Here is a 25,351-nt window from a genome sequence, read left to right as displayed (position 1 = left end):
CCGCGCCGCTGTCCTGCTAAGCTCCGGGCATAGGGGTAGCCGGTTTTGCCCCATGCCAGCGGTGGTGCGGCGGCTGGTGTGGCAGTACGCCGACGATGGCCGCCACAGTCGCATTGCTTGAATAAAACATTCTGCTCGATATTCTCGCTGGTGAAGCGACGCCATGGATAATTCAGACATCCAACTCAAAAAGGGTAACGGCCGCGGCTGTCGTTATGCGCTGTGGCTTGTCGGCATCCTGTTGCTGCTGCTGATTGGCGGATTGCTGTATCTGCTGCTGGACGAGTTGCAGCACTCGCGGCAGCAGGCGCGCTTTTTCAGTGATGCGGCGCGGGATGCCAGTTATCAGGTCAAAGCGGGGCCGAGCAAGGCCATCCGTTTCCCGACGAGCGGGGGCCCCTATGACCAGCGCCTGGGCTATGCCGCCATGCCCGACTATCTGCAGCGGCTGCAGGCCCGCGGCTACGCCATCGCCAGCCAGGCCGAGCTGTCCGACGGCATGGTCGCGCTGGCCGATCACGGCGTGACGGCGCCGCTTCTGCCGCTGGGCCTGTTCCTGCCGTATCACGAGAAAGACCAGACCGGCCTCACCCTCACTGACGGCTACGGTCAGACCATCTACCAGTCGCGCACGCCGCAGCGCGTGTACGCGGATTTCAACGCCTTGCCGTCCTTGCTGGTCGGCGGCCTGCTGTACATCGAGAACCGTACCCTGCTGGACAAGGACAGTCCGCAGCTCAATCCGGCGGTGGACTGGTCTCGCTTCAGCAAGGCGCTGGTCGACAAGGCGCTGCACCTGTTTGATTCCGGCTATCGCGCCGCCGGCGCCAGTACGCTGGCCACCCAGATCGAGAAATACCGCCACTCGCCGGCCGGGCGCACCAGCTCGGATCAGGAAAAACTGCGCCAGATGCTGTCGGCCTCGGTGCGTGCCTATCTCGATGGCGAGGACACCACCGCCGCCCGCCGCCAACTGGTGGTCAAATACCTGAACACGGTGCCGCTGGCGGCGCGTGCCGGTTTCGGCGAGGTTTCCGGCATCGGCGACGGTATGTGGGCGTGGTACGGGCGCGATTTCGTGCAGGTCAACCGGGCGCTGACCGATGACAGCCTGCCGGTGGCGGAGCGCGCGGTGGTGTTCAAGGAGGCGTTGAGCCTGATGATCTCGCAGCGCAGTCCCTCCATTTTCCTGAACGGCGACATGAAGGTGCTGCAGGCGATGACCGACGCCTACCTGCGCATGATGGCCAGGGACAAGCTGATTACCCCGGCGCTGCGCGACGCGGCGTTGCGGGTGTCGCTGCGGCAGCAGCGCGAACGGGTGCGGCTGCCGGTGGCGGCGGTGATCGCGCAGAAGGGTGCCAATGCGGTGCGCATCAAGCTGGCCGGGCTGCTGGGTGTACGGCGCATGTACGATCTGGACCGGTTGGACCTGACCGCCAGCAGCACGCTGGACCTGACGCTGCAGCAGCAGGTCACCGCCGAACTGCTCAGGCTGCGCGATCCGGACTACGCGCGTGCGGCCAACCTTAACAACGAGTATCTGCTGCAACAGGGCTCGCCGCAGGGGGTGACCTACAGCTTCACCCTGATCGAACGCACGCCCACCGGCAACAAGGTGCGCGTGCAGGCCGACAACTTCGCGCAGCCGTTCGACATCAACGAAGGCGCCAAGCTGGATCTCGGCTCCACCGCCAAGCTGCGCACGCTGGTCAGCTACCTGATGGTGATCCACGCGCTGCACCAGCAATACGCGGCGCTGGGCAGCGAGCAGCTGCTTGCCATCCGGCCCGCAGCCGGCGAATCCGCACTGCGCCGCTGGGCGATCGACTATCTGGCGCAGGCGGCGGACACCAGCCTGACCGCCATGCTGGAGGCGGCGCTGGAGCGCACCTATTCCGCCAGCCCCGGCGAGAGCTTCTTCACCGCCGGCGGGCTGCACACCTTCAACAACTTCGACGAGAACGACGACAGCAAGACACTCACCGTGCGCGAGGCCACCCGCCGTTCCGTCAATCTGGTCTATATCCGGCTGATGCGCGACATCGCGCGTTACTATATGCAGCCGGCGGCGGCCAGCGGCGCAACCGCAGGCGAGGACGACGACGCCACGCGCCGCGAATACCTGCAGCGTTTTGCCGATCGCGAAGGGCGCACCTTCCTGGCCGGTTTCTACAACAAGTACCGCCACAAGGGCGCGGAGGAAATTGACGCCTTGCTGGTGGCGCGGGCACGGCAAAGTCCGAAGAAACTGGCGGTCATTTTCCGCAGCATCCGCCCCGAAGCCGGGCTGGATGCGTTCACCGCGTTCCTGACCCGGCACCTCGACGTGCGGCTGCAGCCCGACGCCAAGATGCTGGCCAGGCTGTATGACGAGCTCGGCCCAGAGCGCTTCAACCTGAACGACCGCGGCTATCTGGCCGGTGTGCACCCGCTCGAGCTGTGGCTGGTGGCCTATCTGCACCAGCATCCGGGCGCCGACTGGAGCGAGCTGGTTCGCGCCAGCACCCAGCAACGGCAAGAGGTTTACCAGTGGCTGCTCAACAGCAAGAACCGGGCAGGGCAGGCGTCGCGCATCAGGGCCATCAAGGAAATCGACGCCTTCAAGCAGATCCATCAGGGCTGGAAGCGGCTGGGCTATCCGTTTGACGCGCTGGTGCCGTCCTACGCCACTGCGCTGGGCGCCTCCGCCGACCGCCCGGCTTCACTGGCGGAACTGATGGGCATCCTGTCCAGTGACGGCGTGCGCCTGCCGACGGTCTACCTCGACAAGCTGCACTTTGCCGCCGGCACCCCGTACGAAACCAGCCTCACCCAGACGCCGGCCAACGGCGAGCGCGTGCTGCCGCCCGAGATTCCCCAGGTGGTGCGCAAGGTGCTGGCCGAGGTGGTGGAGCTGGGCACCGCGCGCCGGGTGGCCGGCGCCTTCGATCTGGCGGACGGTACCCATATCCCGGTGGGTGGCAAGACCGGTACCGGCGACAACCGCTTCAAGGTGTTTGCCAGGGGCGGGGTGCTGACTTCCGAGCGGGTGGTCAGTCGCTCCGGTGCCTTCGCGTTCTATATCGGCGACCGCTACTTCGGCACGCTGATCGCCTACGTGGCGGGGCCGCAGGCGGGCGATTACCGCTTCACCAGCGCCCTGCCGGTGCAGGTGCTGAAGATACTGGCACCGACCCTGCGCCAGCGCCTCGAACTGAAACCGGGCTAGCCCAACACTGTTTCGCAAGCCGCCTTGCCGGGCGTGCCGGCACATGGCGGCGCAGCCCAGTTTCCGTCACTTTCCGTCGTGACGGACTGTTCCCGACTGCCGGCAGACTCGGGCCTGTCAGCGGCTTGCGGCCAACGTTTGATTTGTCATGTGCTGCCTGAAAGTGCGACAGTCTCGATAAATGTCGAATGACTATACAGTCAGATGTGCTACATAGAAAAGGGTGTCTCCCGCGTTCCGATGTGATCCATAGCGAGTTGCCCGAATCATGCAGCGATCAGCCTCATTGCAGTACGAAGGATTCGCCTTTCTGTCGACCTCTGCCCCCTCGCATAAACAGCAGCGGCTGATGCTGGCGGTGATTGTCATCTCCGCGCTGCTGTTCGCTGCGCTGGTGCCGTTTGCCAAGCAGCCGCAGGCCAAGGTATGGGCCTTTATCCCTGCCTATCAGTCGGCACTGGTGCTGAACGACCTGATCACCGCGATCCTGCTATTCGGCCAGTTCTATATCCTGCGCTCGCTGGCACTGCTGGCGCTGGCCACCGGCTACCTGTTCACCGCCTGCATGGCGGTGCTGCATGCGCTGAGTTTTCCCGGGCTGTTCTCCCCCGGCGGGCTGCTGGGGGCCGGGCCGCAGACCACGGCCTGGCTGTACATGTTCTGGCATGGCGGTTTTCCGCTGCTGGTGATGGTCTACACCATGCTGGCGCGGCGGAAGCTGGAACTGCCGTCACGCTGGCACCCCGCCTATGCCATCCTGCTGTGCTGCATGTTGGCCGCACTGGCCACGCTGGTGTTGTTGCTGGTGGTCACGCTGGGACATGCTTATCTGCCACCCATCATGCAGGGCAACCGTTACACGCCGGTCATGCGCGGGGTGGTATTCAGCGTGTGGGGGCTGAGTCTGCTGGCGTTTGTGCTGCTGCTGCGCGACCGGCTGCGCACGACGCTGGACTTGTGGCTGAGCGTGGTGATGTTTGCTTGGCTGTGCGATATCGCCTTGTCCGCGGTGTTGAATGCCGGCCGCTTCGACCTCGGCTTCTACACCGGTCGCATCTACGGCCTGCTGGCGGCCAGCTTCGTGCTGATCGTGCTGCTGCTGGAAAACGGCCTGCTGTACACCCGGCTGGCGCAGAGCGCCGCGGCGCTGCGCGCGGCCAAACACGAGGCCGAGCAAGCCACCTGCGCCAAGTCCATGTTCCTGGCAAACATGAGCCACGAGATCCGCACGCCGATGAACGCCATCATCGGCATGTCCTATCTGGCACTGAAAACCGAGCTGAGCCAGCGCCAGCGCGACTATGTCAACAAGATCCACAATGCCGGCACCTCGCTGCTGGGCATCATCAACGACATTCTGGACTTCTCTAAGGTGGAGGCTGACCGCATCGAGCTGGAGACGGTGAGTTTCCGGCTGGATGAGGTGCTGGAAAATGTGTCGTCGCTGGTCGGGCAGAAGGCGGCGGACAAGGGGCTGGAGCTGCTGTTCGAATGCAGCCCGGCCGTGCCGCAGAGCCTGGTGGGCGACCCGCTGCGGCTGGGGCAGGTGCTGACCAATCTGGTGGGCAATGCCATCAAGTTCACCGAACAGGGGCAGGTGACCGTGAGCATCCAGTTGCTGGAGCAGGTGGGCGACAAGGTCAAGCTGCGCATCGGTGTGACCGATAGCGGCATCGGCATGGATGAGGCGCAGCAGGCGCGCCTGTTCCGGGCCTTCAGTCAGGCCGATGGCTCTACCACGCGCCGGTTTGGCGGCACCGGGCTGGGCCTGGCGATTGCCAAGCGGCTGGTGGAGCTGATGGGCGGGGCCATCCAGGTGGAGTCGGCGCCTGGCTGCGGCAGTAGCTTCCTGTTCAGTGCCTGGCTGGGGGTGTCCAGCGCGGTCGATACCCGCGGCAAGTCCTTGTCCGAGCTGGCAAGCGGACTGCGCGTGCTGGTCATCGACGACAACGCCTCGGCGCGCGACATCCTGTCCGAGCAGTTGCGCGGATTGGGCTTTGCCGTCAGCACCTGCGCTTCCGGGCGCGAGGCGCTGGACATCTACCGCCAGGCCAGCATGGATCACCCGTTCGACATCGTGTTCGTGGACTGGATGATGCCAGTGATGGACGGTGTCGAGACCGCCCGCCGTATCCGGGCGCTGAACGGCGCCAGAATCATCATGGTCACCGCTTTCGGCCGTGACGACGTGCGCGCCGCGGCGGAAGCGGCTGGTGTGGAAGCCTTCTTGGTCAAGCCGGTGAGCCAATCGTCGCTGCTGGACGTGATGCTGGGCCTGTTCGGCGTACAGCGCGAGAGCGATACCGCGCGCCAGATGCTGGCCTTGCCATGTCTGGACGGGGTGCGAGTACTGCTGGCCGAGGACAACAAGATCAACCAGCAGCTGACGGTGGAACTGCTGCAGGCGGCAGGTGCCACGGTCGAGGTGGTGGACAATGGCCGTGATGCGGTGATCCGTCTGGCAGAGCAGGCGGCGGATCACTACCAGCTGGTGTTGATGGACGTACAGATGCCGGTGCTGGACGGCATCGAGGCCACCCGGCTGATTCGCGGTGACCCGCGCCTGCTGGAGCTGCCCATCATCGCGCTGACCGCGGATGTACAGGCGACCGAATACGATATTTGCATGGCTGCCGGGATGGTCGATCGTATCCTCAAACCGGTAGACCCGTACCTGATGTTCGAAACACTGCTGCGCTGGTTACCGTCGCAGTCGGACGCCGGCGCTGCGACCCCGGCCGCGGCGCCGGCAACTGCGGTCCCCACGGCACTGTTCAGCCAGAGTGCTGGTCTGGCCAGCGTGGCCGGCAACCGCAGCCTGTACCTGCATCTGTTGCGCCAGTTCGTGGCGGAAGAGGGTGATGCCGCCACGCGTGTCGCCACCGCACTGGCGGCCGCCGACTACGAGACGGCGGTACGGGTGGTGCACAGCCTCAAGGGACTGGCCGGCACCCTGGGCTTCCTGCGCCTGCAGGCGGTGGCGGCCAGCCTGCAGCGGGCCATCGTCGAGCGCGAGGCACATCAGCAGCCGCTGGCGGACTTCGACCAGCAACTGCTGCGGGTGCTGGCGCTGTTGAAGGACGCGCTGGCGCAGGAAGAGAGCGTCAATGAGCCGTGTCCGGACAACACGGCGCTGCAGCTGCGCGAGTTGGCCGCGCTGCTGGCGGCCAGCGACGGCGATGCGCTGGGGGTTTTTCTGGAACACTCCGATAGCCTGCGCGCGGCCTTGCCTGCCGCCAGTTATGCCGCTTTCGACAAGGCGATGCGGCAGTTCGACTTTCCCGCCGCACGCGACTGGCTGGAGCAGGCAGCGACGGAAGCGGGCATCTGCTGGCAGGAGGACGCGCCATGATCGACTCTTCGCTGCGGCAAGCGCGGCAGACGGTGTTGATCGTTGATGACACACCGGAAAACCTGACCCTGCTGTACAGCCTGCTGAAAGACCGCTACCGCGTACTGGTGGCCAACAGTGGCGAGCGCGCGCTGCAGCTGCTGGCCGGCGAGGCGCTGCCGGACCTGGTGCTGCTGGACGTGATGATGCCGGGCATCGGCGGCTTTGCCGTGTGCCGCCAGCTCAAGAGCGAAGCGCGCACCGCCAGGATTCCGGTGATCTTCCTGACCGCGATGAGCGAACACGACGACGAACAGGCCGGTTTCAATGCCGGCGCGGTCGACTACATCGTCAAGCCGATCTCGCCGCCCATCGTGCTGGCGCGGGTGAATACCCACATGCAGCTGAAGGCGGCGGCGGATTTTCTGGAGGACCAGGCGGCGTTCCTGCGGCGTGAGGTGGATATCCGCACCCGGGAAGTGCAGGTGATCCAGGATGTCACCATCATGGCACTGGCGTCGCTGGCTGAGACCCGCGACCACGAGACCGGCAACCACATCCGCCGCACGCAGAACTACGTGCGGGCGCTGGCGCAGCAGCTGCAGTCACTTCCGCGTTTTGGCGCGGTGCTGGACGACGACACCATCGACATGCTGTACAAGTCGGCACCGCTGCACGACATCGGCAAGGTGGGCATTCCGGATGCCATCCTGCTCAAGCCGGGTAAGCTGACGCCGGAAGAATTTGAAATCATGAAGACGCACACCACGCTGGGGCGCGATGCCATCGCCACGGCGGAGAAGCTGCTGGATGCGCCCAGCAGCTTTCTGCGGCTGGCGCGCGAGATCGCCAACTATCACCAGGAAAAGTGGGACGGCAGCGGTTATCCGGAAGGACTGGCCGGCGATGCCATCCCGGTGTCGGCGCGGCTGATGGCGGTCGCCGATGTCTACGATGCGCTGATCTCGCGCCGGGTGTACAAACCGCCGTTTCCGCACGAGCAGGCGGTGGAGATGATACTGGCCGGGCGCGGCCAGCACTTCGACCCCGACATGGTGGACGCCTTCGACACGATTGCCGAGGAATTCCGCGCCATCGCCCGGCGCTACGCCGACGAATAAGGGATGAGCGGCAGCCCTTCTGCGGTGACGGCTGCGGCAGCCATCAGGCTGCCGGACAGCTAAATGCAAAAAGCCCCGGCATTGCTGTCGGGGCTTTGGACTGATCACGGTCTGGTTTTCAGGTACGGCTGAGTTTCTTCACGAACCCAGCAAACCTGCTGCTCAGACCTGGCCTTCCAGTCTCATCTGCGGCATAGGTATTAGCAATGTAAGTGTTTGATATTTATTGATTTTATCGGATCGCTTTTGTGGTGGTACCCCTGGCGATACCCCACTTTTTCACGGTGTTTTTTTCCGCATCATTGATTGGGGTACCGCACATGCGCTGTTAGGTTGTCTGAACTGTTTGTGTGACAACGGCAAGTGACACAGGAGAAAGCGGATTGTTTGGGTGACAGATAGCAGCAGTGTTCCACACGAGTAGATATTGGCCAGTCTGTAAGCGGCACACGCATTGCCATGCACCTGCTGGTGCTGACCTTTGTGCGCCCAGGCGAGTTGCGCGCCGCACGTTGGGCCGAGTTTGACCTGGAGCGCGCCGAATGGCGCATCCCGGCCGAACGCATGAAGATGCGCCAGCCGCATATCGTGCCGCTATCCCGCCAGGCGCTGGCCTGGCTGGCAGCGCTGCAGCCATTGACCGGGCACGGTGAGCTACTGTTTCCGGCCATGACAGACCACAGCAAGCCAATGAGTGAAAACACCCTCAGCTATGCCATGGGTCGCATGGGCTACCAGGGCACCGCCACGCCACACGGCTTCCGTGCGCTGGCCTCTACCTCGCTGAACGAAGAAGGTTTCGACCCGGACGTGATCGAGCGCCAGCTAGCGCATGCCGAGCGCAACAAGGTGCGCGCCGCCTACCACCGCGCCGAGTATCTGGACGAGCGCCGGAAGATGATGCAGTGGTGGGCGGATTTTGTTGAGGCCTGAGCGATGGATTTTTATGGCTTTGTTGCACAAATCAAGTAATGGCCAAGCTACCCCAATCCCCAGACGGACTCAGCCCATGCGTATCGTTTGCGGCGTGCCCAGTGCCGTAAAGCGATTCAGAATCGCGGCACAGATTTGAAGCTCCGCCACCGGCCGGTCAAAGTCGCGCGACTTGACGCGGTCGGCCAGCAATTTGAAACAGTGCATCTTCATTTCGACCAAGCTGCGGCGATGGTAGCCACTCCACTTTTTCCAGAGTGTGCGTCCCAGATACTTCACCGAGCGTAGCGACTCATTGCGCGCCAGATTGCCTTGTGAATTCCCTTTCCAGAACTGGCCGTTTCGTCGCGGGGAATGATGGCCGCAGCACCGCGCTCCGCTATCGCAGCATGACACAAGCGCGTGTCGTATGCGCCATCCGTGGTCACCGTTACCAACTTCTCGGTCGGCGGTATTTGCGACAGCAACTCCGGCAACATCGTGGCATCGCCAGTCCGATTGTCGGTCACTTCCATCGCGCGGATTTCCAACGTTTGCGCATCAATACCCAGGTGTAGCTTGCGCCATTGGTGGCGGTAGTCGGCGCCATGCTTTTCACCTTCCACTCGCCTTAGCCCATCATCTTGATACCGGTGCTGTCCACCAGAAGATGCGGACAACCCGGCTTTCTTTGTATCGGAATACGAACCTGTAGGTCTTTCTGGCATCGGGAAAGCGTGCTGAAGTCCGGGAGGGCCCAGTCAAGTCCAGCTAGGCGCAAGATGCTTTCGACCATGCCTGTGGCTTGGCGGAGAGCCAGACCAAAAAGACATTTGATGGTGAGGCAGAACTGGATGGCAGCATCGGAAAAAGTTGGGTGCCGCCCCCGTTTCCCGGTGGCTTGTGCCTGCCAGCTCATGTCTTTGTCGAGCTAAAGAAGGAGCTGCCCGCGTTGTTTGAGGGACTGGTTGTAGATCTGCCAGTTGGTGGTTTGGTACTTGGGAGGGAGGGGCTTGCTCATGCAGTCATTCTACCGGACAGGTGCAAGCCCTGATTTGTGCAACAAAGCCTACCAACGGCTAACCTTGTCCTCGCAACTTTAAAAAAATAGCCCCCTCCTGTGTTCCAGTCGGGGGCTTTCTGTTTATGTACCTAAAAAATAAAATTCTTTAGTAAGCTCATCAGCTGTGCTGCAAGCACTTTTAGTGCGAAGTGCCAATAGTTTGGCTGTTGAAAATATATTTCATTTTTCGTTGCGTTGCAATATTTAGATTTAATGCATATTCATTTTCCAGCTATCTTGTTTATTTTGGTGATTAATTTTTCTACAGTTTCAGGTGGATAATTATCTAGCTCTGTTTTTACGATGTGTATCGCATCGGCAAGATATCCTGTGGCAGCTTTTAAGTATGCTCTATTTTTTGCAATAGTGTTTTTTGAGAATGACCTTGATTTTGAAACTTCTTCAATGTGTTGAAGAGTTTGTGCCATTATTTCTGTGTCATTAAATTTCAGTGCAATGTCAAATTTTGCCAAGTATGGATAAGGAGATCTTTCATCTAACGCAATTGCATCATCAATGTAATTGAAAGCTTTTATCCTGTTCGAATTTATTCGTGTTTCAAACAATGATTTTGCGATCAACATCATTTCTTTTGATTGGCTGGAGTTGATAACATCTAATTCAGATATAAGCCTTTCAATTTCTTCCTTGTTGATACTTGGATTTTCACTATTCAATAAGCAGTTTAGATATGATTGAGTTGGGAATTGATTTCCTCGATTTGCCTCATAGTTTTCTTTTGCCATAGCTAATGCCTTGTCAAACTCTTCGATATACAGAAAAACTTGGACAAGCTCTCTTTTGGCTCTTGAAGCAATGTAAGGTATGTCAGTTAATTTCTCGAGGCGTTGAATTGCATCTGAATGCCTCCCACAGACACGATAGTAATAACCTAAGACAAAATCATGCTCTGGCCCATGAATATTGGTTGCCTCTTTTAGAACTCGCTTATCTTTCTGTCTTGCTAAGCTTAGACAGAGATAATATCTAACATCTTGAACAACTTTCTTATCAAGAGTCGATTCTTTCATAAGTAGCATATCTGCTAACTTGACAACACGCTTGAGGTTTTCTCTTTTTTGATATAAGTCTTTTATTGTGCGTAAAATATGCGATGGGACTAAATATCTATCATCTATAGTCTCGCCATTTGTTAGTGCTTCTTTTATTGAGTAGAAAAAATCTGACGCATCTCTTTCAAATTTATTTGTATCTTTTACGAAATTTTCAACATGCGCCTTAAGTTTTTCTTTAAATTCTGTGGGTAAATCAATTCTATTTCTCTTGATTAAATCTCGTATCGTATCGTTCAGGCGCACATATTCTTGCTCGCCACCAATGTAGTCACATATCAAATTTGTCACCAGCTCATCTAAAATTGGCTTGTATTTTTCCTCTTCAACTATTTGAAATAAAAATGATACTCCGATAAATTCAAATTCAGATAGGAGGTATATAAAATCAAGACATTCTTGATTTGCTTCATACTTACGCAATAAGAGTGATGCCTTCTCTGTATTAAAGTCAGTTAGTTGGTGTGATTCTTTTTTTGCACCAGCTATGCCATAGTCAGCAATTAAATTAACGCAAAAAGCAACTTCTTCTGGAAAACCATGTAGTTGTTCAGCAAAGAATGAAAAATCATCTGATCCTAATTGGAAGTTATACAGTTCGAGCAGTCTTCTTAATAGCCCAGCCCTCTCTCTTGTTGAAAGTTCTGGAATTTCTATAGCATAAATTGCTTCATAGTCACGCAGTGATTTTCTATTTGTCCTATATTTTGCAGCTACGCAAATAACAGGTTTTTTGGAAATGTCATATTTCGTAAGCGCATTTATTAGCCAACTAGCAACTTCACGCTCATGATCAACAATGCATCCATTGTCTTCTATGAAGATTATTTCTTTAGATTTCTGTATGTCATGTAACATGCTAGCTAAGAGTGATTCTTTTTCTTCCATCTTCTTGGTCAACATCTCAGATATATTATCTTTTGATGCGGATGTAAGTCCAGTGTCAAATAGTTTATATATAAAGTCCTCGATGCTATCAATACGATCTAATGTTATTTTTATTGGATTGTAATGTATATTAGTAATGCTCGATTTTACTAGCGCATGGATTAGAAACTTGCTTCTGCCAATTTTCTTAAGGCCCGAGGCAATAATGCATGTCGGTTTGATAAGATCGATGTCATCCATTCTACTTTCAAAGTCATCAAGAATCTCATTCCGTCCGACAAAGATATTACTTCTCTTTTCTGCAATTGGATGACTGGCCCAGTGTAATTCGCGAAGTCTTGTTTTTATTCTTCTTGCGGCAACGGCAGGTCTATTTATTAACTTTAAATTATATTGCTCTTTTAGCCAATCTGGAATGCGAGCATCATCGTGAGTTATGTTCTCATCGATTATGATTGGGTAGATTTTTTTTATTACACCTGTACTTATTTTCTCATAAGCCCTGGAAATTTCATTCAGTACCCAGTCTGATTCTAGCGAATTGCTCGAGATAAACAGTGCAAATAAATCGCTAGAATCTATCCGGCTTTCAATTTCAGAAATTGTTTTTTCACCCTCTTCAAATGTCCATGCATCATATTCAATGTTTTCTTGCCCCAAGCGTTCAGCAACAATATTTAAATAATGTTTCTTATCTTGGCTGCTATGAGAGAGAAAAACTTTATTCATGATACTAAGTTCCTGATGTTTGAATTAATATTACATTGATTTTAAATAACAACAGTGATATATAATTTAATGTTGTGCGATAGTAAAATGCGCAATTTTAATATATTTTATATATTAAAATTGGCATTCTCATGAAAAATAAATATTTAACAATTTCTGTAAATGATACACGTATGCACGTTACAGAGGTGTCACATGTAATTCAAAATTCTGTAAAAATACAATTTGGTCATATCCCTGTCCAGGCTTTGTTGCACAAATCAGGGCTTGCACCTGTCTGGTCTGTCCTACTCCCCGTAGACACTAACTTAAGGTGGATAATCCCCATCAAGGAGTAGTGTTCATGTCCAAGACCAGACGTACTTTTCCGGAATCCCTCAAGCGCGAAGCGGTTGAGCAGGTACTTGCCTGCCGTTCATCGCTCACGCTGACCGAACGGCAGGTAACCGACGCATTGCTGACCGCAGGTGATTGAGACTCGAACGGCTGGAATGGCCTACAAGCAGCCTTCCAGCTCGCTCCTGCATCAGCCCAGTCCCCCCCACACCAAAAAACACCCCGAAACCGTGGATGAAGCCTGAAACCCTTGCCTGGCAAGGCTTTCGCGCCCACGGTTTGTTTGTGGGCGGTTTTCTCATTTCGTGGATGTCACCACAAAACCCAACAAAATCAATGCTTTGAGTCCATGAGGCTTTCCACGGTTTCCACGCTTTGCCTGCACGAAACCGTGGATGCACTTGGCATGCTGTGGCCGATTCTGTGGATGGCCTGTTTTTCCTTTTCTTCGCTGTCTTTCTCTATCTCTTTGTTTTTTAAAAGAAAGAGAAGAAAGAAGGAAAACGGTACAAAAACAGCGCCGTGGGCAAAACAGGGCAAACCGTGGGCAGCGGGAGGCAAACCGTGGATAAGCACAGGCAAACCGTGGGCGGCTTGTTCTCAACAATCAAGCACTTAGCGGGATTTTGGCCGCCATCCACGGATTTTTTCTGCGTACTGTGCTACCCAATGGCGCTAAAACCGTCGCCGTTGCCGTGATCTTGCCATAAGCCGTTTTCTATTGTCATAAGTATGGATCAAAAAAGAGCCACTCATTGGCAGCGTTGATGCAGAGAATGGGCCACCGGAAAGGAGGCGCGGGCACCTGGCAGCCAGGTATGGCCAGGCAAGGTTGACCGCAGCAGTCGGCACAAAAAATGCCCGCAGCGGTGCGGGCAGTGGGGTGGGATTGGCTAAGGATCAGTAGCGCGTGTCGGGCGTAGCGTACAGGCCCAGCTGTTCCAGGCTGGCTAGGCTGATGGCGGTCAGGTGCGCGCTGCGGACGCCGTGGATTTTTCGCTCGATGTCGTCGGCCAACACTACGCCACTTTGCAGCAACTGGGCCTTGAAGATACGGCCGGTTTTCACTGGCAGCGCGTCAAACTTGGCGCGCAGGTGCGGGGCAGTGGAAATGTGGTCCATCACATGGTTGGGGCGCACGAACAGCGCCATTTCATTGTGGCCGGTGTCGGTCTTGATCTGGTCCCAGGTGTAGGGGTGGGCAAAGCGTTTGGCGTCGATTTCGGACAGCAGGATTTCCATGATCCACACCCAGGGCAGGCGGGTGCCGTCGGTGTCGGCAATATGGCTGTTCATCTCTGCCAGCAGGTCGGGCATGAAGTGGCCTTGCTCAATGTCGATCTCGGCAAACTCGCACAGAAGCGCCCAAGCAGTCAGGATGGCGCCGTAGTTTTCCATCATGCGCTTGGCGGTGGCGTCGCCGGCCGGGGCGCGGCTGTGCTGCATACAGTGCGCCAGGTACTGCTGATGCAGGTCGCGCAGGCGCTGGGTGTCTATGCTGGCTAGGAACTGCAGCCACGGCCACAGCGGAAACTGCGGCAGGTCGTGTGGAATGATGGTGCCTTGCCGGGCGACGGACAGGCTGCTGCGGCACAGCTTGGACTGCAGGCTTTGTACGTCTACTTCTTCGCCAGCCAGCAGGACCGGCGCACACATCAGGTAAGGGGTAAGGCTGGCCCCAACGCGGGTGAACTCGAAACGGTAGGTGGACTGCAGCAGCGCGTCGATGTCGGACAGGATGGCTTTCGGCAGCTTGGAAAACTCGTCCCAGCCCACCGGCTGCGAGGTGTAGGACACCGAGGCGCGGCGGCGGTGGTCGGTTTTCAGCATCTGGCCGGACAGCACCTGAAACGCCAGCGTGGATTGCAGGCTTTCCAGCAGCTTGGACTTGCCGGAGCCTTTCTCGGCCTGCATTTGCAGGTGCGGGTAAAAGCCGAGCATGGTTTTCAGGTGCGCGCCCAGCGCCCACACTAGGGCGATAGCGGCGGCGTTGTGCTGGAAGGTGGCCTGATACGCCTGCAGCACGGTGCGCGCTTGCTGGGCGCTGCCACGCGGAAAGCTGAGGTTGTAGTACAGGCACTGCTTTTGTGGCTCCACAAAAAAGCAGTCTTTGCCTTCCAGCGCCACCAGTTGGCCATCGCGCCAGGCCAGACCGACAAAGTTAACCACGTCGCGTGCGCCCAGGTGGGCGGCCCGCTCCATTAGGTTGATCATGCGCTGGAACTGAGCCGGTTTCCAGATCGCGCCAAAACGGCCTTTCCACCATTCCAGGTTGAACAGCTTGTCGTCGGTGGCCACCTCGCGTTGCAAGGTCACGCCGTGGCGGGCCAGCTGGGCGCTGATGCCGAACACGGTTTCCGGCTGGTGGTCGGGCGTGCCGTTGATGGTGGCCAGGTGGCTTTGGATGGCGACGTGTGTTACTGGACGTGCGCGGAAGATGGCGGATTGGGGGCGTGAGCGGCTGCCGATAGCTGTTTTGCTATCGGCTTTGCAGATGGTGCTGTCTGGACAAAGTGGGATGCTGCCGGCGCAGGCCGGATGCTGTCGGATGCCTTGCATGGCTGTCCGCGTCTGTCGGGAGGGGGGCGCGGGAAAAGAGCGGCTGCTGCTGCATGGAAGTGCATAAATCTGCATAAAAATGCATAAATTTTCATGCAGGGTAGAGTGTCCGCAAAGCCTGTATTGGCGGGCATTTCAGCTTTTCATGCAGCTGCATAAAAACCGGCGCATGAAGCGGGCAGGCGTGGCGGGGCTACGAGAGCGCGCGCCGGGTGCTGATTGCAGACGGCAGGCTTGGCATCCTTGGTGGGCAGTACAGAGCTTGCCGTGTGTACCCATGCTGGGCATCGGTGGTTTATTGCGAGGTCAGTTGCTGTTGTGCTCTGGTGGCATCATTGTGCCGTGCTGCATGGCTGCTTCCAGCCGGCTGTCCAGGTAGTCAGCCCAGTGCTGCATCATGTCCCGTCGTTCTTGCATGTATTGCGCACGGTTGTAGGCCGCGCGGACGGTGTTTTTATCGATGTGGGCCAGCTGGCGCTCTACGGCGTCGGGGTTGAATCCGGACTCATTCAGGATGGTAGATGCTGTAGCGCGAAAACCGTGAGTAACGATGTGGCCATGTTCCTTGTTGGCGCCGCCGTAGCCCATGCGTTCCAGCGCTTTCAGTGGCGTGGCTTCGTTCATGTGTTGACGTGGCCGGCGGAAGCTGGGGAAAACATACGGGTTGTTTGGCCGGGCATGCTGGCGCAGCTGCAGGAATACAGCGACGATCTGGCGCGGCAGTGGTACCAGGTGCGGGTTAGCCATGGCTTTTAGCTTGGATTTCAACTTGCGGTTCTCGGGCGGAATAGTCCAGATACCGTTTTCAAAGTCAATGTGGGTCCACTCGGCCCTGACGGTTTCCCCCACCCGTGTGAAGCAGGTCATGAGTACCTGAAACAACAATCGCGTTTGCAGCAGCATTTGTGGGGCATCGTGCAACATAGCTAGAAAGCCCGGTAGCGCGTCGTTGCTCAGTGCCGGCCTAGGTTTGCTGACCGGTGCCTTCAATGCTTTAGTGAGGTCGGCTGCAGGGTTAAAGGTGCATAGGCCCGAGATGATGCCCAGCCGGAAAATGCTATTGCAGCGTTCGCGCAATCGCTTGGCGGTATCCAGCTTGCCGGTGGCCTCTACTTTGCGTAGCACCTCCAGAAGTTCGAACGGTGTGATCTCGCTTACCGGCCGGCGCCCCAGCGACGGGAACAGGTAGCTGTCCAGGCTTTTCAGTACCGATGCGGCATGGCGTTCAGTCCATTCTGCAGCACTAACCCGGTGCCATTCTCTTGCCACCATTTCAAACGAGCCGCGCTCTGCTTTGAGCCGTGCCATGCGGTCGTTTCTGCGCTTTGCGCTAGGGTCGGTGTCTTTTGCCAGCAGGCGGCGGGTGCTGTCCCGCTTCTCTCTGGCATCTTTCAGCGTCAGGTCGGGGTAGCGACCCAGTGCCAGCATTTTCTCTTTGCCATCCCAGGTGTACTTGAAGCGCCAGACTTTGCTGCCTGTTTTCAAGACCCACAGATACAGCCCTTGTCCATCGTATAGCTTGAGCGGTTTTCCGTCGTCCCGAGGCTTGGCCTTGTCGATCTGTAGCTTGGTAATGGGCATGTCCTCTCCTGTAGAGGGTGGGGTATCACGACACTCTACTACAGAAAGATACCCCAGTTGGTACCCCACTTTTACGCCGGATTCTGGCGGATTTTCTCGGACTTGTCCGGATATAAAAAAACCCGCAAAGCCTTTAGCCATGCGGGTTATAGCGGATTATGTCGGATTACTGCGGAAGTGTCTCAAGGCGCATCTGCGGGAACAGGATGACATCGCGGATAGAAGGCGAGTCGGTCAGCAGCATCACCAGACGGTCGATACCGATACCGCAGCCGCCGGTCGGTGGCAGACCATATTCCATGGCACGGATGTAGTCGGCGTCGTAGTGCATTGCCTCGTCGTCGCCGGCGTCCTTCTGCTCGACCTGCGACAGGAAGCGCGCGGCTTGGTCTTCCGGATCGTTCAACTCGGAGTAGCCGTTGGCGTGTTCGCGGCCAACGATGAACAGTTCGAAACGCTCGGTGATCGACTGGTCGGCATCGGAGCCGCGCGCCAGTGGCGACACTTCTACCGGGTAGTCGACGATGAAGGTCGGGTTCCACAGCTGGCCTTCGGCACACTCTTCGAACAGCGTCAGCTGCAGGCTGCCCAGGCCCGGTGCCGGTGGCAGTTTGCCGCCCAAGCGCTGGATCTCCGCGGCTACCCACTCGGCATCGAACAGCTGCGCGTCGGTGTACTGCGGGTTGTAGTGCTTGATGGCGCCAACGATGGTGAAGCGGTCGAACGGCTTGCCGAGGTCCACTTCCTTGCCGTGGTAGGTCACGGTGGTGTGGCCGGTGGCGGCGATGGCGCACTGGCGGATGATGTGCTCGGTCATCTGCATCATGCGCTGGTAGTCGCTGTAGGCCTCGTAGAATTCGATCATGGTGAACTCGGGGTTGTGGCGCGTGCTCATCCCCTCGTTGCGGAAGTTGCGGTTGATCTCGAACACGCGTTCCAGGCCGCCGACCACCAGACGCTTCAGGTATAGCTCCGGGGCCACGCGCAGGTACAGCGACATGTCCAGCGCGTTGTGGTGGGTCACGAACGGCTTGGCGGTGGCGCCACCCGGGATCGGGTGCATCATCGGGGTTTCCACTTCCAGATAGTGCTGGGCGACCATCACTTCACGGATGGTCTGCACGATCTTGGAGCGCTTGATGAAGGTGTTGCGGCTGTGTTCGCTGGTGATCAGGTCGACGTAGCGCTGACGGTATTTCTGTTCCTGGTCGGTCATGCCGTGGAACTTGTCCGGCAGCGGGCGCAGCGATTTGGTCAGCAGGCGCAGCTCGCTGACGTTGACCGACAGCTCGCCCTTGTTGGTCTTGAACAGGGTGCCGCGCGCGGCGATGATGTCGCCCATGTCCCAGTGCTTGAACGCGGCGTGGACTTCCGGACCGACGCCCTGGTCGTTGATGTACAGCTGAATCTGGCCGGTCACGTCCTGGATGGTGGCGAAGCTGGCCTTGCCCATCACGCGCTTGAGCATCATGCGGCCGGCAACGGCAACCTGCACGTTCAGCGGCTCCAGCTCTTCCTTGCTGTTGTCGTTGTAGCGGGTGTGCAGATCGCCGCTGAAGTCTTCGCGCTTGAAGTCGTTGGGGAAGGCAACGCCGGCTTCGCGCAGCGCTTTCAGTTTGTCACGGCGCTCGGCCATGATGTGGTTTTCGTCGTGCTGCGGCTGGCTGGATTCGTGTTCCGACATGGTATCTCCATCAATGTAAAAGGTTGGCCGCATCGCGTGCGGCCAACCTTGGGTATCGTTTAAACGCCCTGTTTCAGGCTGGCTTCGATAAAGCCGTCCAGATCGCCGTCCATCACGCCCTTGATGTTGCCAACTTCATAGCTGGTACGCAGGTCCTTGATGCGCGACTGGTCGAATACGTAGGAGCGGATCTGGTGGCCCCAGCCCACGTCCGTCTTGCTGTCTTCCAGCGACTGCTTGGCTTCGTTGCGCATTTTCAGTTCGCGCTCGTACAGCTTGGCGCGCAGCATCTGCCACGCTTCGTCGCGGTTGCGGTGCTGCGAGCGGTCGTTCTGGCACTGCACCACGATATTGGTCGGGATGTGCGTCAGGCGCACCGCCGAGTCGGTCTTGTTGATGTGCTGGCCGCCGGCACCGGAGGCGCGGTAGGTATCGGTGCGCACGTCGGCCGGGTTGATGGTGATCTCGAAGCTGTCGTCCACTTCCGGATACACGAACACGGAGCAGAACGAGGTGTGGCGGCGGGCGTTGGAGTCGAACGGCGATACCCGTACCAGGCGATGGACGCCGACTTCGGTGCGCAGCAGGCCGTAGGCGTACTCGCCCTCGATCTTGATGGTGGCGCTGGAAATGCCGGCCACTTCGCCTTCCGACTCTTCCAGAATGTCGACCTTGAAGCCCTTGCGTTCGGCGTAGCGCACGTACATGCGCAGCAGCATGCCGGCCCAGTCCTGGGCCTCGGTGCCGCCGGCGCCGGCCTGGATGTCCAGGAAGCAGTGGTTGGGGTCCATCGGGTCGTGGAACATGCGGCGGAATTCGAGCTTGGCCAGCTTGGCCTCGACCTCGTCCAGGTCGGCCTTCACCGCCAGGATGGTGTCGTCGTCGCCTTCGGCGCGGCCCATTTCAAACAGTTCGGCGCAATCGGCGAGGGTGGCGGCGATGCCTTCGATCACCAGTACCACGTCTTCCAGCTGCTTGCGCTCACGGCCCAGTTCTTGTGCCTTCTTGGGGTCGTTCCAGATATCGGGATCTTCGGTCAGGCGGGAAACTTCTTCCAGACGGTCTTTTTTACCGTCGTAGTCAAAGATACCCCCGGATATCAGTGTTGCGGGTAGCCAGATCGTCGATCTGTGCCTGAATTTGATTGAGTACTTCGGCTTCAATCATGGTGTTTCGACCTCCAAAAAGAGCGGGATTGCGTTGTGATTCGGTAATTCGGTAAAGACAAAAAGCGCACCTTGCGGTGCGCTTTTGCCGGAACGCTCAGTCATCAACCCAGCAGGTGGGCAACGCCGGCGCGTTCTTCTTCCAGTTCGTTCAGGGTGACATTGATGCAGTCACGGCTGAACTGATCGATTTCCAAGCCTTCGACCATCTTGTACTCGCCGTTTTCGCAAGTCACAGGGAAACCGAACATCACGTCTTTAGGGATGCCGTAGGAACCGTCGGAAGGGATACCCATGGTAACCCACTTGCCGTTGGTGCCCAGTACCCAGTCGCGGATGTGGTCGATGGCAGCGTTGGCGGCCGAGGCAGCCGAGGACAGACCGCGTGCTTCGATGATGGCGGCGCCACGCTTGCCCACGGTCGGCAGGAACACGTCGCGGTTCCATTCGTGGTCGTTGATCATGTCTTTTACCGACTGGCCATCGATGGTGGCGAAGCGGTAGTCGGCGTACATGGTCGGCGAGTGGTTACCCCACACGGCCAGTTTCTCGATGGCAGCAACCGGCTTGCCGGTCTTGGCGGCAAGTTGCGACAGTGCGCGGTTGTGGTCCAGACGCAACATGGCGGTGAAGTTTTTCGGATTCAGGTCCGGTGCCGACTTCATCGCGATGTAGGCGTTGGTGTTGGCCGGGTTGCCGACTACCAGCACCTTGACGTTGCGGTCAGCCACCTTGTTCAGGGCGGCGCCCTGCACGGTGAAGATTTCAGCGTTGGCGGTCAGCAGGTCCTTGCGTTCCATGCCTTTGCTGCGTGGACGGGCGCCAACCAGCAGGGCAACCTGTACATCCTTGAAAGCCACTTCCGGGTCGTCGGTCGCAACCATGCCGGCCAGCAGCGGGAACGCGCAGTCTTCCAGTTCCATCATCACGCCTTTAACGGCGGTCTGGGCTTGTGGCAGGTCCAGCAGTTGCAGGATGACTGGCTGGTCCTTGCCCAGCATTTCACCACTGGCAATGCGGAACAACAGGCTGTAACCAATCTGACCGGCTGCACCAGTGACGGCGACGCGAACGGGGGCTTTCATCGATGTACTCTCCTTTAGAACTTTGGAATGACTGCTCTTTGGATGCTGCTTTGCAACAGTTTCAGCGAGTTTAGCATGCTGCACCGCCTTTGTGCTGCCCTTGCACCGCTCTGTGCAATCAGGACGTGACTTTTTGTCTTATGTCTTATATAAGACTAGTGTTTACCTTGATCGCGTTTGGTGTTAAAAAGTCCATGAACAGCAAGAGTCTCAATCGTATCCCTTTGTATAGACAGGCAAGACAGCAGATTCTGGAGCGTCTGTGCGACGGGGAGTGGCAGGTGGCGGAGTCGCTGCCCAGCGAGTGGGAGCTTGCCGAACAGCTGTCCGTCAGCCAGGGCACGGTGCGCAAGGCGCTGACCGAGCTGGTGGCCGACGGGGTGCTGTACCGGCAGCAGGGCAAGGGCACGTTTGTGGCGCCCGGTGCCGATGACTGGGCCGGGATGTCGATGATCTCGCCGGGGCTGTTGTCGGAGAGTCCGGACCGTCTGCAGCGCGAGTTTCTCGGTATCGCGCGCGGCAATGCGCCGGACGATGTGTCGGCGGCGCTGGGTTTGCGCCGTGCGGCGCCGGTGTTCCGCATTCGCCTGTTGTGGCGGCTGCGCGGGCAGGCGGTGGCGCTGGACGAGGTGCTGTTGTCGGCCGAGCGTTTTCCGGCGCTGGATTCGCGCTGGCTGCGCCAGTCGCCCGGGGTGTGGGCAGTACTGCAGCAGCACTTCGGCGTCCGCCTGCGGGTGGCCACCGAGCAGTGGCGGGCGGTGGTGCTGGAACGCGACGAGGCGCAGTTGCTGGCGATGGTGTCCGGCACGCCGGTGCTGTCGCATCTGCGGCTGGCGGTGGATGTCAACGGCGCGGCGGTGGAGTGGCGGCAGCGCTTGTGTCTGACCGATAGGCTGGCGTTGACGCTGCAGCATTTGCCGGCATGACGATGTGTCGCAAACGCGGTTCTATGTGTCGCATTTCGGATAGCCCGGTCGGCAGCGACGCGCAGATTTGGTAGAATCTTCAGATTATGTTGCACGTGCAGCATCGTGCAGCATGATCTTGATGGATCAGGGGTGGCCCCTGGCTCCTAACGGCGACGGCAGTTTTCGGGCCGCCGCTAACGTAAAAAACCACTTGGTTCATGCACATCCAAGGAAGCTATATGCAGAAGCAACGACCAAAGCACTTAGATCTGAGCAAGATCAGACTGCCCGTGCCGGGCATTGTCTCGATCCTGCACCGGATCAGCGGTGTGGCACTGTTTTTCTCCCTGCCACTCCTGATTTACCTCCTCAGCGGTTCGCTCAGTTCCGCCGACGCCTTTGACAGCTACCGTGCTGTTGTCGCCCATCCCCTGGTGAAATTGATCCTGATCGGCTTGCTGTGGGGCTTCCTGCACCACGTCGCCGCCGGTATCCGTTTCCTGCTGCTGGATATCCACAAGGGACTTGAGCTGCAAACTGCCCGCGCTACCGCGAAAATGGTTCTGGCCGTCAGCCTGAGCCTGACCGCCATCATCGGAGGCATCCTATGGTAAACCGTCAAGTTGTCGGTGCTCACTACGGCCTGAAAGACTGGATCGTCCAGCGTGCCACGGCCGTAATCATGCTGGTGTATACCGCCGCGCTGATCCTGTTCCTGCTGGCGATGCCTTCCGGCTATGAAGGCTGGAAGCTGCTGTTCGGCCAGACCTGGGTAAAAGTGCTGACTCAGACCACCTTGATTGCGCTGTTCCTGCATGCATGGGTAGGCATTCGCGATCTCTGGATGGACTACATCAAACCGGTTGGCGTGCGTTTGACCATGCACACCCTGACTGCGGTTTGGCTGGTGTCCTGTTTTATTTATTCGCTTAAGGTTGTATGGGGGCTGTAATGACCATTCCCGTTCGTCGATTTGATGCAGTAATTGTTGGCGGCGGTGGCGCAGGTCTGCGTGCTGCCTTGCAACTGTCCGAGTCCGGCCTGAAAACTGCCGTACTGTCCAAAGTATTCCCGACCCGTTCGCACACCGTTGCCGCACAAGGTGGTATCTCCGCCTCGCTGGGCAACGTGCAGGAAGACCGCTGGGAATGGCACATGTTCGATACCGTGAAGGGTTCGGACTGGCTGGGTGACCAGGACGCCATCGAATTCATGTGCCGCAAGGCGCCTGAAGCCGTGATCGAGCTTGAGCACTTCGGCATGCCGTTCGATCGTCTGGAAAACGGCAAGATTTACCAGCGCCCATTCGGCGGCCACACCCAGAATGAAGGCGAAGCGCCAGTGCAGCGTGCCTGTGCCGCGGCCGACCGTACCGGTCACGCCATGCTGCACACCCTGTACCAGCGTAACGTGCGTGCCAACACTCAGTTCTTCATTGAGTGGATGGCACTGGACCTGATCCGTGACGAAGACGGTGACGTGATTGGTGTGACCGCACTGGAAATGGAAACCGGCGAGGTTTACAACTTCCACGCCAAGGGCGTGCTGTTCGCCACCGGCGGTGCCGGCCGTATCTACGCCGCCTCCACCAACGCCTTCATCAACACCGGTGATGGCCTGGGCATGAGCGTGCGTGCCGGCATCCCGCTGGAAGACATGGAATTCTGGCAGTTCCACCCGACCGGCGTGGCCGGCGCCGGCGTGCTGATTACCGAAGGCGTGCGTGGCGAAGGTGGCATCCTGCTGAACAGCAACGGCGAGCGTTTCATGGAACGCTACGCGCCGAACCTGAAAGACCTGGCCCCGCGTGACTTCGTGGCCCGCTCGATGGAGCAGGAAGTGCTGGAAGGCCGTGGTTGCGGCCCGAACAAGGATCACGTTCTGTTGAAACTGGACCACCTTGGTCCGGACATCATCAAGCAGCGTCTGCCTGGCATCCGCGAGATCGCCATCAAGTTTGCCGGTGTCGACCCGATCAAGGAACCGATCCCGGTGATCCCGACCTGCCACTACATGATGGGCGGTATTCCGACCAACTACCGTGGCGAAGTGGTCATCCCGAAAGGCGACAATCCGGAAGCCCGCGTCAACGGCTTCTACGCCGCCGGCGAATGCGCGTGCGCCTCTGTGCACGGTGCCAACCGTCTGGGTACCAACTCCCTGCTCGATCTGGTGGTGTTCGGCAAGTCGGCCGGTGACAGCATGGTCGAATTCATCAAGAACGAAATGCCGACCTGGAAGCCGTTGCCAGCCAACGCCGGCCAGATCTCGCTGGATCGTATCGCGCGTCTGGACAACCAGACCGGCGGCGAAGAAGTCGCCGACGTACGTGCCGCAATGCAGCGCACGGTACAGGCTCGTGCCGCCGTGTTCCGCAACTCGGAAAACCTGGCGCTGGGCGTCAAGGAAATCCAGGAAGTGGCCGAGCGCGTGAAGCGCACCCAGATCAAGGACAAGTCCAAGGTGTTCAACACCGCCCGCGTGGAAGCGCTGGAACTGGAAAACCTGATCGAAGTGGCCGTGGCGACCCTGATCTCCGCCGATGCGCGCAAAGAGTCCCGTGGCGCCCACGCCCACGCCGACTTCCAGGAGCGCGACGACGAAGTCTGGATGAAGCACACCCTGTACTACGGTGAAGATCGTCGTCTGACCTACAAGCCGGTACACACCAAGCCGCTGTCGGTTGAGTACATCGCACCGAAAGTGCGTACCTTCTAAGCGCCGGCCGGAGACTTATATGAAAACAGCACGTTTTTCCATCTATCGCTACGATCCGGACAAGGATGCCAAGCCTTACATGCAGGATTACGAGGTCGAGCTGTCGCCGACCGACGTGAAGCTGCTGGACGTGATCGTCAAGCTCAAGGCGATGGACGACACCCTGTCGTTCCGCCGCTCCTGCCGCGAGGGCATCTGCGGCTCCGACGCGATGAACATCAACGGCAAGAACGGTCTCGCCTGCGTGACCAACGTCGCCGACCTGAAACAGCCGATCGAGCTGCGTCCACTGCCGGGCCTGCCGGTCATCCGCGACCTGATCGTGGACATGACCCAGTTCTTCAAGCAGTACCACTCGATCAAGCCGTACGTGATCAACGACACGCCGCCGCCTGAGCGCGAGCGTCTGCAGTCGCCGGAAGACCGCGAAGAGCTGGACGGCCTGTACGAGTGCATCCTGTGCGCTTGCTGTTCCACATCCTGCCCGTCGTTCTGGTGGAACCCGGACAAGTTCGTCGGCCCGGCCGGTCTGCTGGCGGCGTATCGCTTCATTGCCGATACCCGTGACCTGGCGACCAACGAGCGTCTGGACAACCTGGAAGACCCGTACCGTCTGTTCCGCTGCCACACCATCATGAACTGTGTTGACGTATGTCCTAAGGGTCTGAACCCGACCAAGGCCATCGGCAAGATCAAAGACCTGATGGTCAAGCGTGCGGTATGACCGATTTTGATCCGATCGAACTGAAACGGATCCGCTGGCGCTCGCGCCGTGGCCTGCTTGAACTCGACCTGGTGCTGGAGCGTTTCCTCGCCAACGGTTTCGAGCAGCTCACCACGGCCGAGCTGTTTGCGTACCAGAAATGTCTGGATCTCGGCGATAACGACTTTCTGGACTACGTGAACGGCAAGGCGGAAGTGGATGATCCCGAGCTGGCGCACATCATCGGGATCTTGCGGGCAGCCTGACGCCCGCAGCAGCAAAC

At 58.3% G+C, this 25,351-nt stretch carries 18 protein-coding genes and 1 pseudogene; 11 read left to right on the top strand and 8 right to left on the bottom strand.

Annotated features, from left to right (window positions below):
* Positions 1-163 precede the first annotated feature (163 nt).
* The 4 genes from PQU89_RS06230 (at position 164) to PQU89_RS06215 (ending at position 8,596) form a co-directional block, all read left to right on the top strand.
* Positions 164-3,211: a transglycosylase domain-containing protein gene (locus tag PQU89_RS06230; RefSeq protein WP_272765093.1), complete on the top strand. Its 3,048-nt coding sequence runs from the start codon at positions 164-166 to the stop codon at positions 3,209-3,211.
* 349 nt (positions 3,212-3,560) lie between these two features.
* Positions 3,561-6,563: a response regulator gene (locus tag PQU89_RS06225; RefSeq protein WP_272765092.1), complete on the top strand. Its 3,003-nt coding sequence runs from the start codon at positions 3,561-3,563 to the stop codon at positions 6,561-6,563.
* Positions 6,560-7,663 carry an HD-GYP domain-containing protein gene (locus PQU89_RS06220; protein ID WP_272765091.1) on the top strand — a complete coding sequence of 368 codons (1,104 nt, stop codon included), beginning with the start codon at positions 6,560-6,562 and terminating at the stop codon, positions 7,661-7,663. The genes PQU89_RS06225 and PQU89_RS06220 overlap by 4 nt, the downstream gene beginning before the upstream one ends.
* A gap of 459 nt (positions 7,664-8,122) precedes the next feature.
* Positions 8,123-8,596, top strand: a complete 474-nt coding sequence (locus PQU89_RS06215) for a tyrosine-type recombinase/integrase (RefSeq protein ID WP_272765090.1) — start codon at positions 8,123-8,125, stop codon at positions 8,594-8,596.
* Between the two features lie 69 nt (positions 8,597-8,665).
* Here the strand turns inward: PQU89_RS06215 and PQU89_RS06210 are convergent.
* Both PQU89_RS06210 and PQU89_RS06205 read right to left on the bottom strand, forming a co-directional pair.
* Positions 8,666-9,596 (bottom strand): annotated as a pseudogene (locus PQU89_RS06210) (IS5 family transposase).
* Positions 9,597-9,859: 263 nt separating this feature from the next.
* Positions 9,860-12,328 carry a toll/interleukin-1 receptor domain-containing protein gene (locus PQU89_RS06205; RefSeq protein WP_272765089.1) on the bottom strand — a complete coding sequence of 823 codons (2,469 nt, stop codon included), beginning with the start codon at positions 12,326-12,328 and terminating at the stop codon, positions 9,860-9,862.
* A 343-nt stretch (positions 12,329-12,671) separates the two neighbouring features.
* Between PQU89_RS06205 and PQU89_RS06200 the strand changes: the two genes are divergently transcribed.
* Complete coding sequence (locus PQU89_RS06200) at positions 12,672-12,803, top strand: hypothetical protein (protein WP_272765088.1); 132 nt, start codon at positions 12,672-12,674, stop codon at positions 12,801-12,803.
* A 194-nt stretch (positions 12,804-12,997) separates the two neighbouring features.
* Here PQU89_RS06200 and PQU89_RS06195 read toward each other — a convergent pair whose 3' ends face one another.
* The 6 genes from PQU89_RS06195 to PQU89_RS06170 form a co-directional block, all read right to left on the bottom strand.
* On the bottom strand, positions 12,998-13,240 hold the full coding sequence (locus tag PQU89_RS06195; protein ID WP_272765087.1) for a hypothetical protein: 243 nt from the start codon (positions 13,238-13,240) through the stop codon (positions 12,998-13,000).
* A 324-nt stretch (positions 13,241-13,564) separates the two neighbouring features.
* Complete coding sequence (locus tag PQU89_RS06190) at positions 13,565-15,223, bottom strand: hypothetical protein (RefSeq protein ID WP_272765086.1); 1,659 nt, start codon at positions 15,221-15,223, stop codon at positions 13,565-13,567.
* Between the two features lie 306 nt (positions 15,224-15,529).
* Positions 15,530-16,804 carry a tyrosine-type recombinase/integrase gene (locus tag PQU89_RS06185; RefSeq protein ID WP_272765085.1) on the bottom strand — a complete coding sequence of 425 codons (1,275 nt, stop codon included), beginning with the start codon at positions 16,802-16,804 and terminating at the stop codon, positions 15,530-15,532.
* 166 nt (positions 16,805-16,970) lie between these two features.
* A complete protein-coding gene (gene lysS, locus PQU89_RS06180) occupies positions 16,971-18,488 on the bottom strand; it encodes a lysine--tRNA ligase (RefSeq protein WP_272765084.1) in 1,518 nt (505 codons plus the stop codon).
* Between the two features lie 59 nt (positions 18,489-18,547).
* Positions 18,548-19,652, bottom strand: a protein-coding gene (gene prfB / locus PQU89_RS06175) for a peptide chain release factor 2 (RefSeq protein ID WP_120810658.1) whose coding sequence is annotated in 2 segments (ribosomal slippage) — positions 18,548-19,570 and positions 19,572-19,652 — 1,104 coding nt in all. Because the reading frame shifts where the segments join, the coding sequence is not laid out codon by codon here.
* 106 nt (positions 19,653-19,758) lie between these two features.
* Complete coding sequence (locus PQU89_RS06170) at positions 19,759-20,739, bottom strand: malate dehydrogenase (RefSeq protein WP_272765083.1); 981 nt, start codon at positions 20,737-20,739, stop codon at positions 19,759-19,761.
* Positions 20,740-20,933: 194 nt separating this feature from the next.
* Between PQU89_RS06170 and PQU89_RS06165 the strand changes: the two genes are divergently transcribed.
* The 6 genes from PQU89_RS06165 (at position 20,934) to PQU89_RS06140 (ending at position 25,334) form a co-directional block, all read left to right on the top strand.
* Positions 20,934-21,665 (top strand): GntR family transcriptional regulator, encoded by a 732-nt coding sequence (locus PQU89_RS06165; RefSeq protein WP_272765082.1) that lies wholly within the window; start codon positions 20,934-20,936, stop codon positions 21,663-21,665.
* A 221-nt stretch (positions 21,666-21,886) separates the two neighbouring features.
* On the top strand, positions 21,887-22,261 hold the full coding sequence (gene sdhC / locus PQU89_RS06160; protein WP_272765081.1) for a succinate dehydrogenase, cytochrome b556 subunit: 375 nt from the start codon (positions 21,887-21,889) through the stop codon (positions 22,259-22,261).
* Positions 22,255-22,599 (top strand): succinate dehydrogenase, hydrophobic membrane anchor protein, encoded by a 345-nt coding sequence (sdhD, locus tag PQU89_RS06155; protein ID WP_047966807.1) that lies wholly within the window; start codon positions 22,255-22,257, stop codon positions 22,597-22,599. Before sdhC ends, sdhD begins: the two co-directional genes overlap by 7 nt.
* Positions 22,599-24,365 (top strand): succinate dehydrogenase flavoprotein subunit, encoded by a 1,767-nt coding sequence (sdhA, locus tag PQU89_RS06150; RefSeq protein ID WP_272765080.1) that lies wholly within the window; start codon positions 22,599-22,601, stop codon positions 24,363-24,365. Before sdhD ends, sdhA begins: the two co-directional genes overlap by 1 nt.
* Before the next feature lie 19 nt (positions 24,366-24,384).
* The gene (locus tag PQU89_RS06145) at positions 24,385-25,089 is read left to right on the top strand and encodes a succinate dehydrogenase iron-sulfur subunit (protein WP_047966805.1); all 705 of its coding nucleotides are present in this window, start codon (positions 24,385-24,387) and stop codon (positions 25,087-25,089) included.
* A complete protein-coding gene (locus PQU89_RS06140) occupies positions 25,086-25,334 on the top strand; it encodes an FAD assembly factor SdhE (RefSeq protein WP_047966804.1) in 249 nt (82 codons plus the stop codon). The genes PQU89_RS06145 and PQU89_RS06140 overlap by 4 nt, the downstream gene beginning before the upstream one ends.
* Positions 25,335-25,351: the final 17 nt, after the last annotated feature.

Origin of the sequence: Vogesella indigofera (assembly GCF_028548395.1) — a bacterium.
Classification (GTDB): domain Bacteria; phylum Pseudomonadota; class Gammaproteobacteria; order Burkholderiales; family Chromobacteriaceae; genus Vogesella; species Vogesella indigofera_A.
The sequence above is the reverse complement of the archived record's forward strand: the minus strand, read 5'-3'. Positions and strand labels throughout refer to the sequence as shown.

Coding starts and splice junctions, on each gene's coding strand:
- sdhC (WP_272765081.1), top strand. CDS start 21,887: ATGCAGAAGCAACGACCAAAGCACTTAGATCTGAGCAAGATCAGACTG.
- PQU89_RS06190 (WP_272765086.1), bottom strand. CDS start 15,223: ATGCAAGGCATCCGACAGCATCCGGCCTGCGCCGGCAGCATCCCACTT.
- PQU89_RS06165 (WP_272765082.1), top strand. CDS start 20,934: ATGAACAGCAAGAGTCTCAATCGTATCCCTTTGTATAGACAGGCAAGA.
- PQU89_RS06140 (WP_047966804.1), top strand. CDS start 25,086: ATGACCGATTTTGATCCGATCGAACTGAAACGGATCCGCTGGCGCTCG.
- PQU89_RS06225 (WP_272765092.1), top strand. CDS start 3,561: ATGCTGGCGGTGATTGTCATCTCCGCGCTGCTGTTCGCTGCGCTGGTG.
- PQU89_RS06170 (WP_272765083.1), bottom strand. CDS start 20,739: ATGAAAGCCCCCGTTCGCGTCGCCGTCACTGGTGCAGCCGGTCAGATT.
- PQU89_RS06145 (WP_047966805.1), top strand. CDS start 24,385: ATGAAAACAGCACGTTTTTCCATCTATCGCTACGATCCGGACAAGGAT.
- sdhD (WP_047966807.1), top strand. CDS start 22,255: ATGGTAAACCGTCAAGTTGTCGGTGCTCACTACGGCCTGAAAGACTGG.
- PQU89_RS06215 (WP_272765090.1), top strand. CDS start 8,123: ATGCACCTGCTGGTGCTGACCTTTGTGCGCCCAGGCGAGTTGCGCGCC.
- PQU89_RS06220 (WP_272765091.1), top strand. CDS start 6,560: ATGATCGACTCTTCGCTGCGGCAAGCGCGGCAGACGGTGTTGATCGTT.
- lysS (WP_272765084.1), bottom strand. CDS start 18,488: ATGTCGGAACACGAATCCAGCCAGCCGCAGCACGACGAAAACCACATC.
- PQU89_RS06230 (WP_272765093.1), top strand. CDS start 164: ATGGATAATTCAGACATCCAACTCAAAAAGGGTAACGGCCGCGGCTGT.
- sdhA (WP_272765080.1), top strand. CDS start 22,599: ATGACCATTCCCGTTCGTCGATTTGATGCAGTAATTGTTGGCGGCGGT.
- PQU89_RS06200 (WP_272765088.1), top strand. CDS start 12,672: ATGTCCAAGACCAGACGTACTTTTCCGGAATCCCTCAAGCGCGAAGCG.
- PQU89_RS06185 (WP_272765085.1), bottom strand. CDS start 16,804: ATGCCCATTACCAAGCTACAGATCGACAAGGCCAAGCCTCGGGACGAC.
- PQU89_RS06205 (WP_272765089.1), bottom strand. CDS start 12,328: ATGAATAAAGTTTTTCTCTCTCATAGCAGCCAAGATAAGAAACATTAT.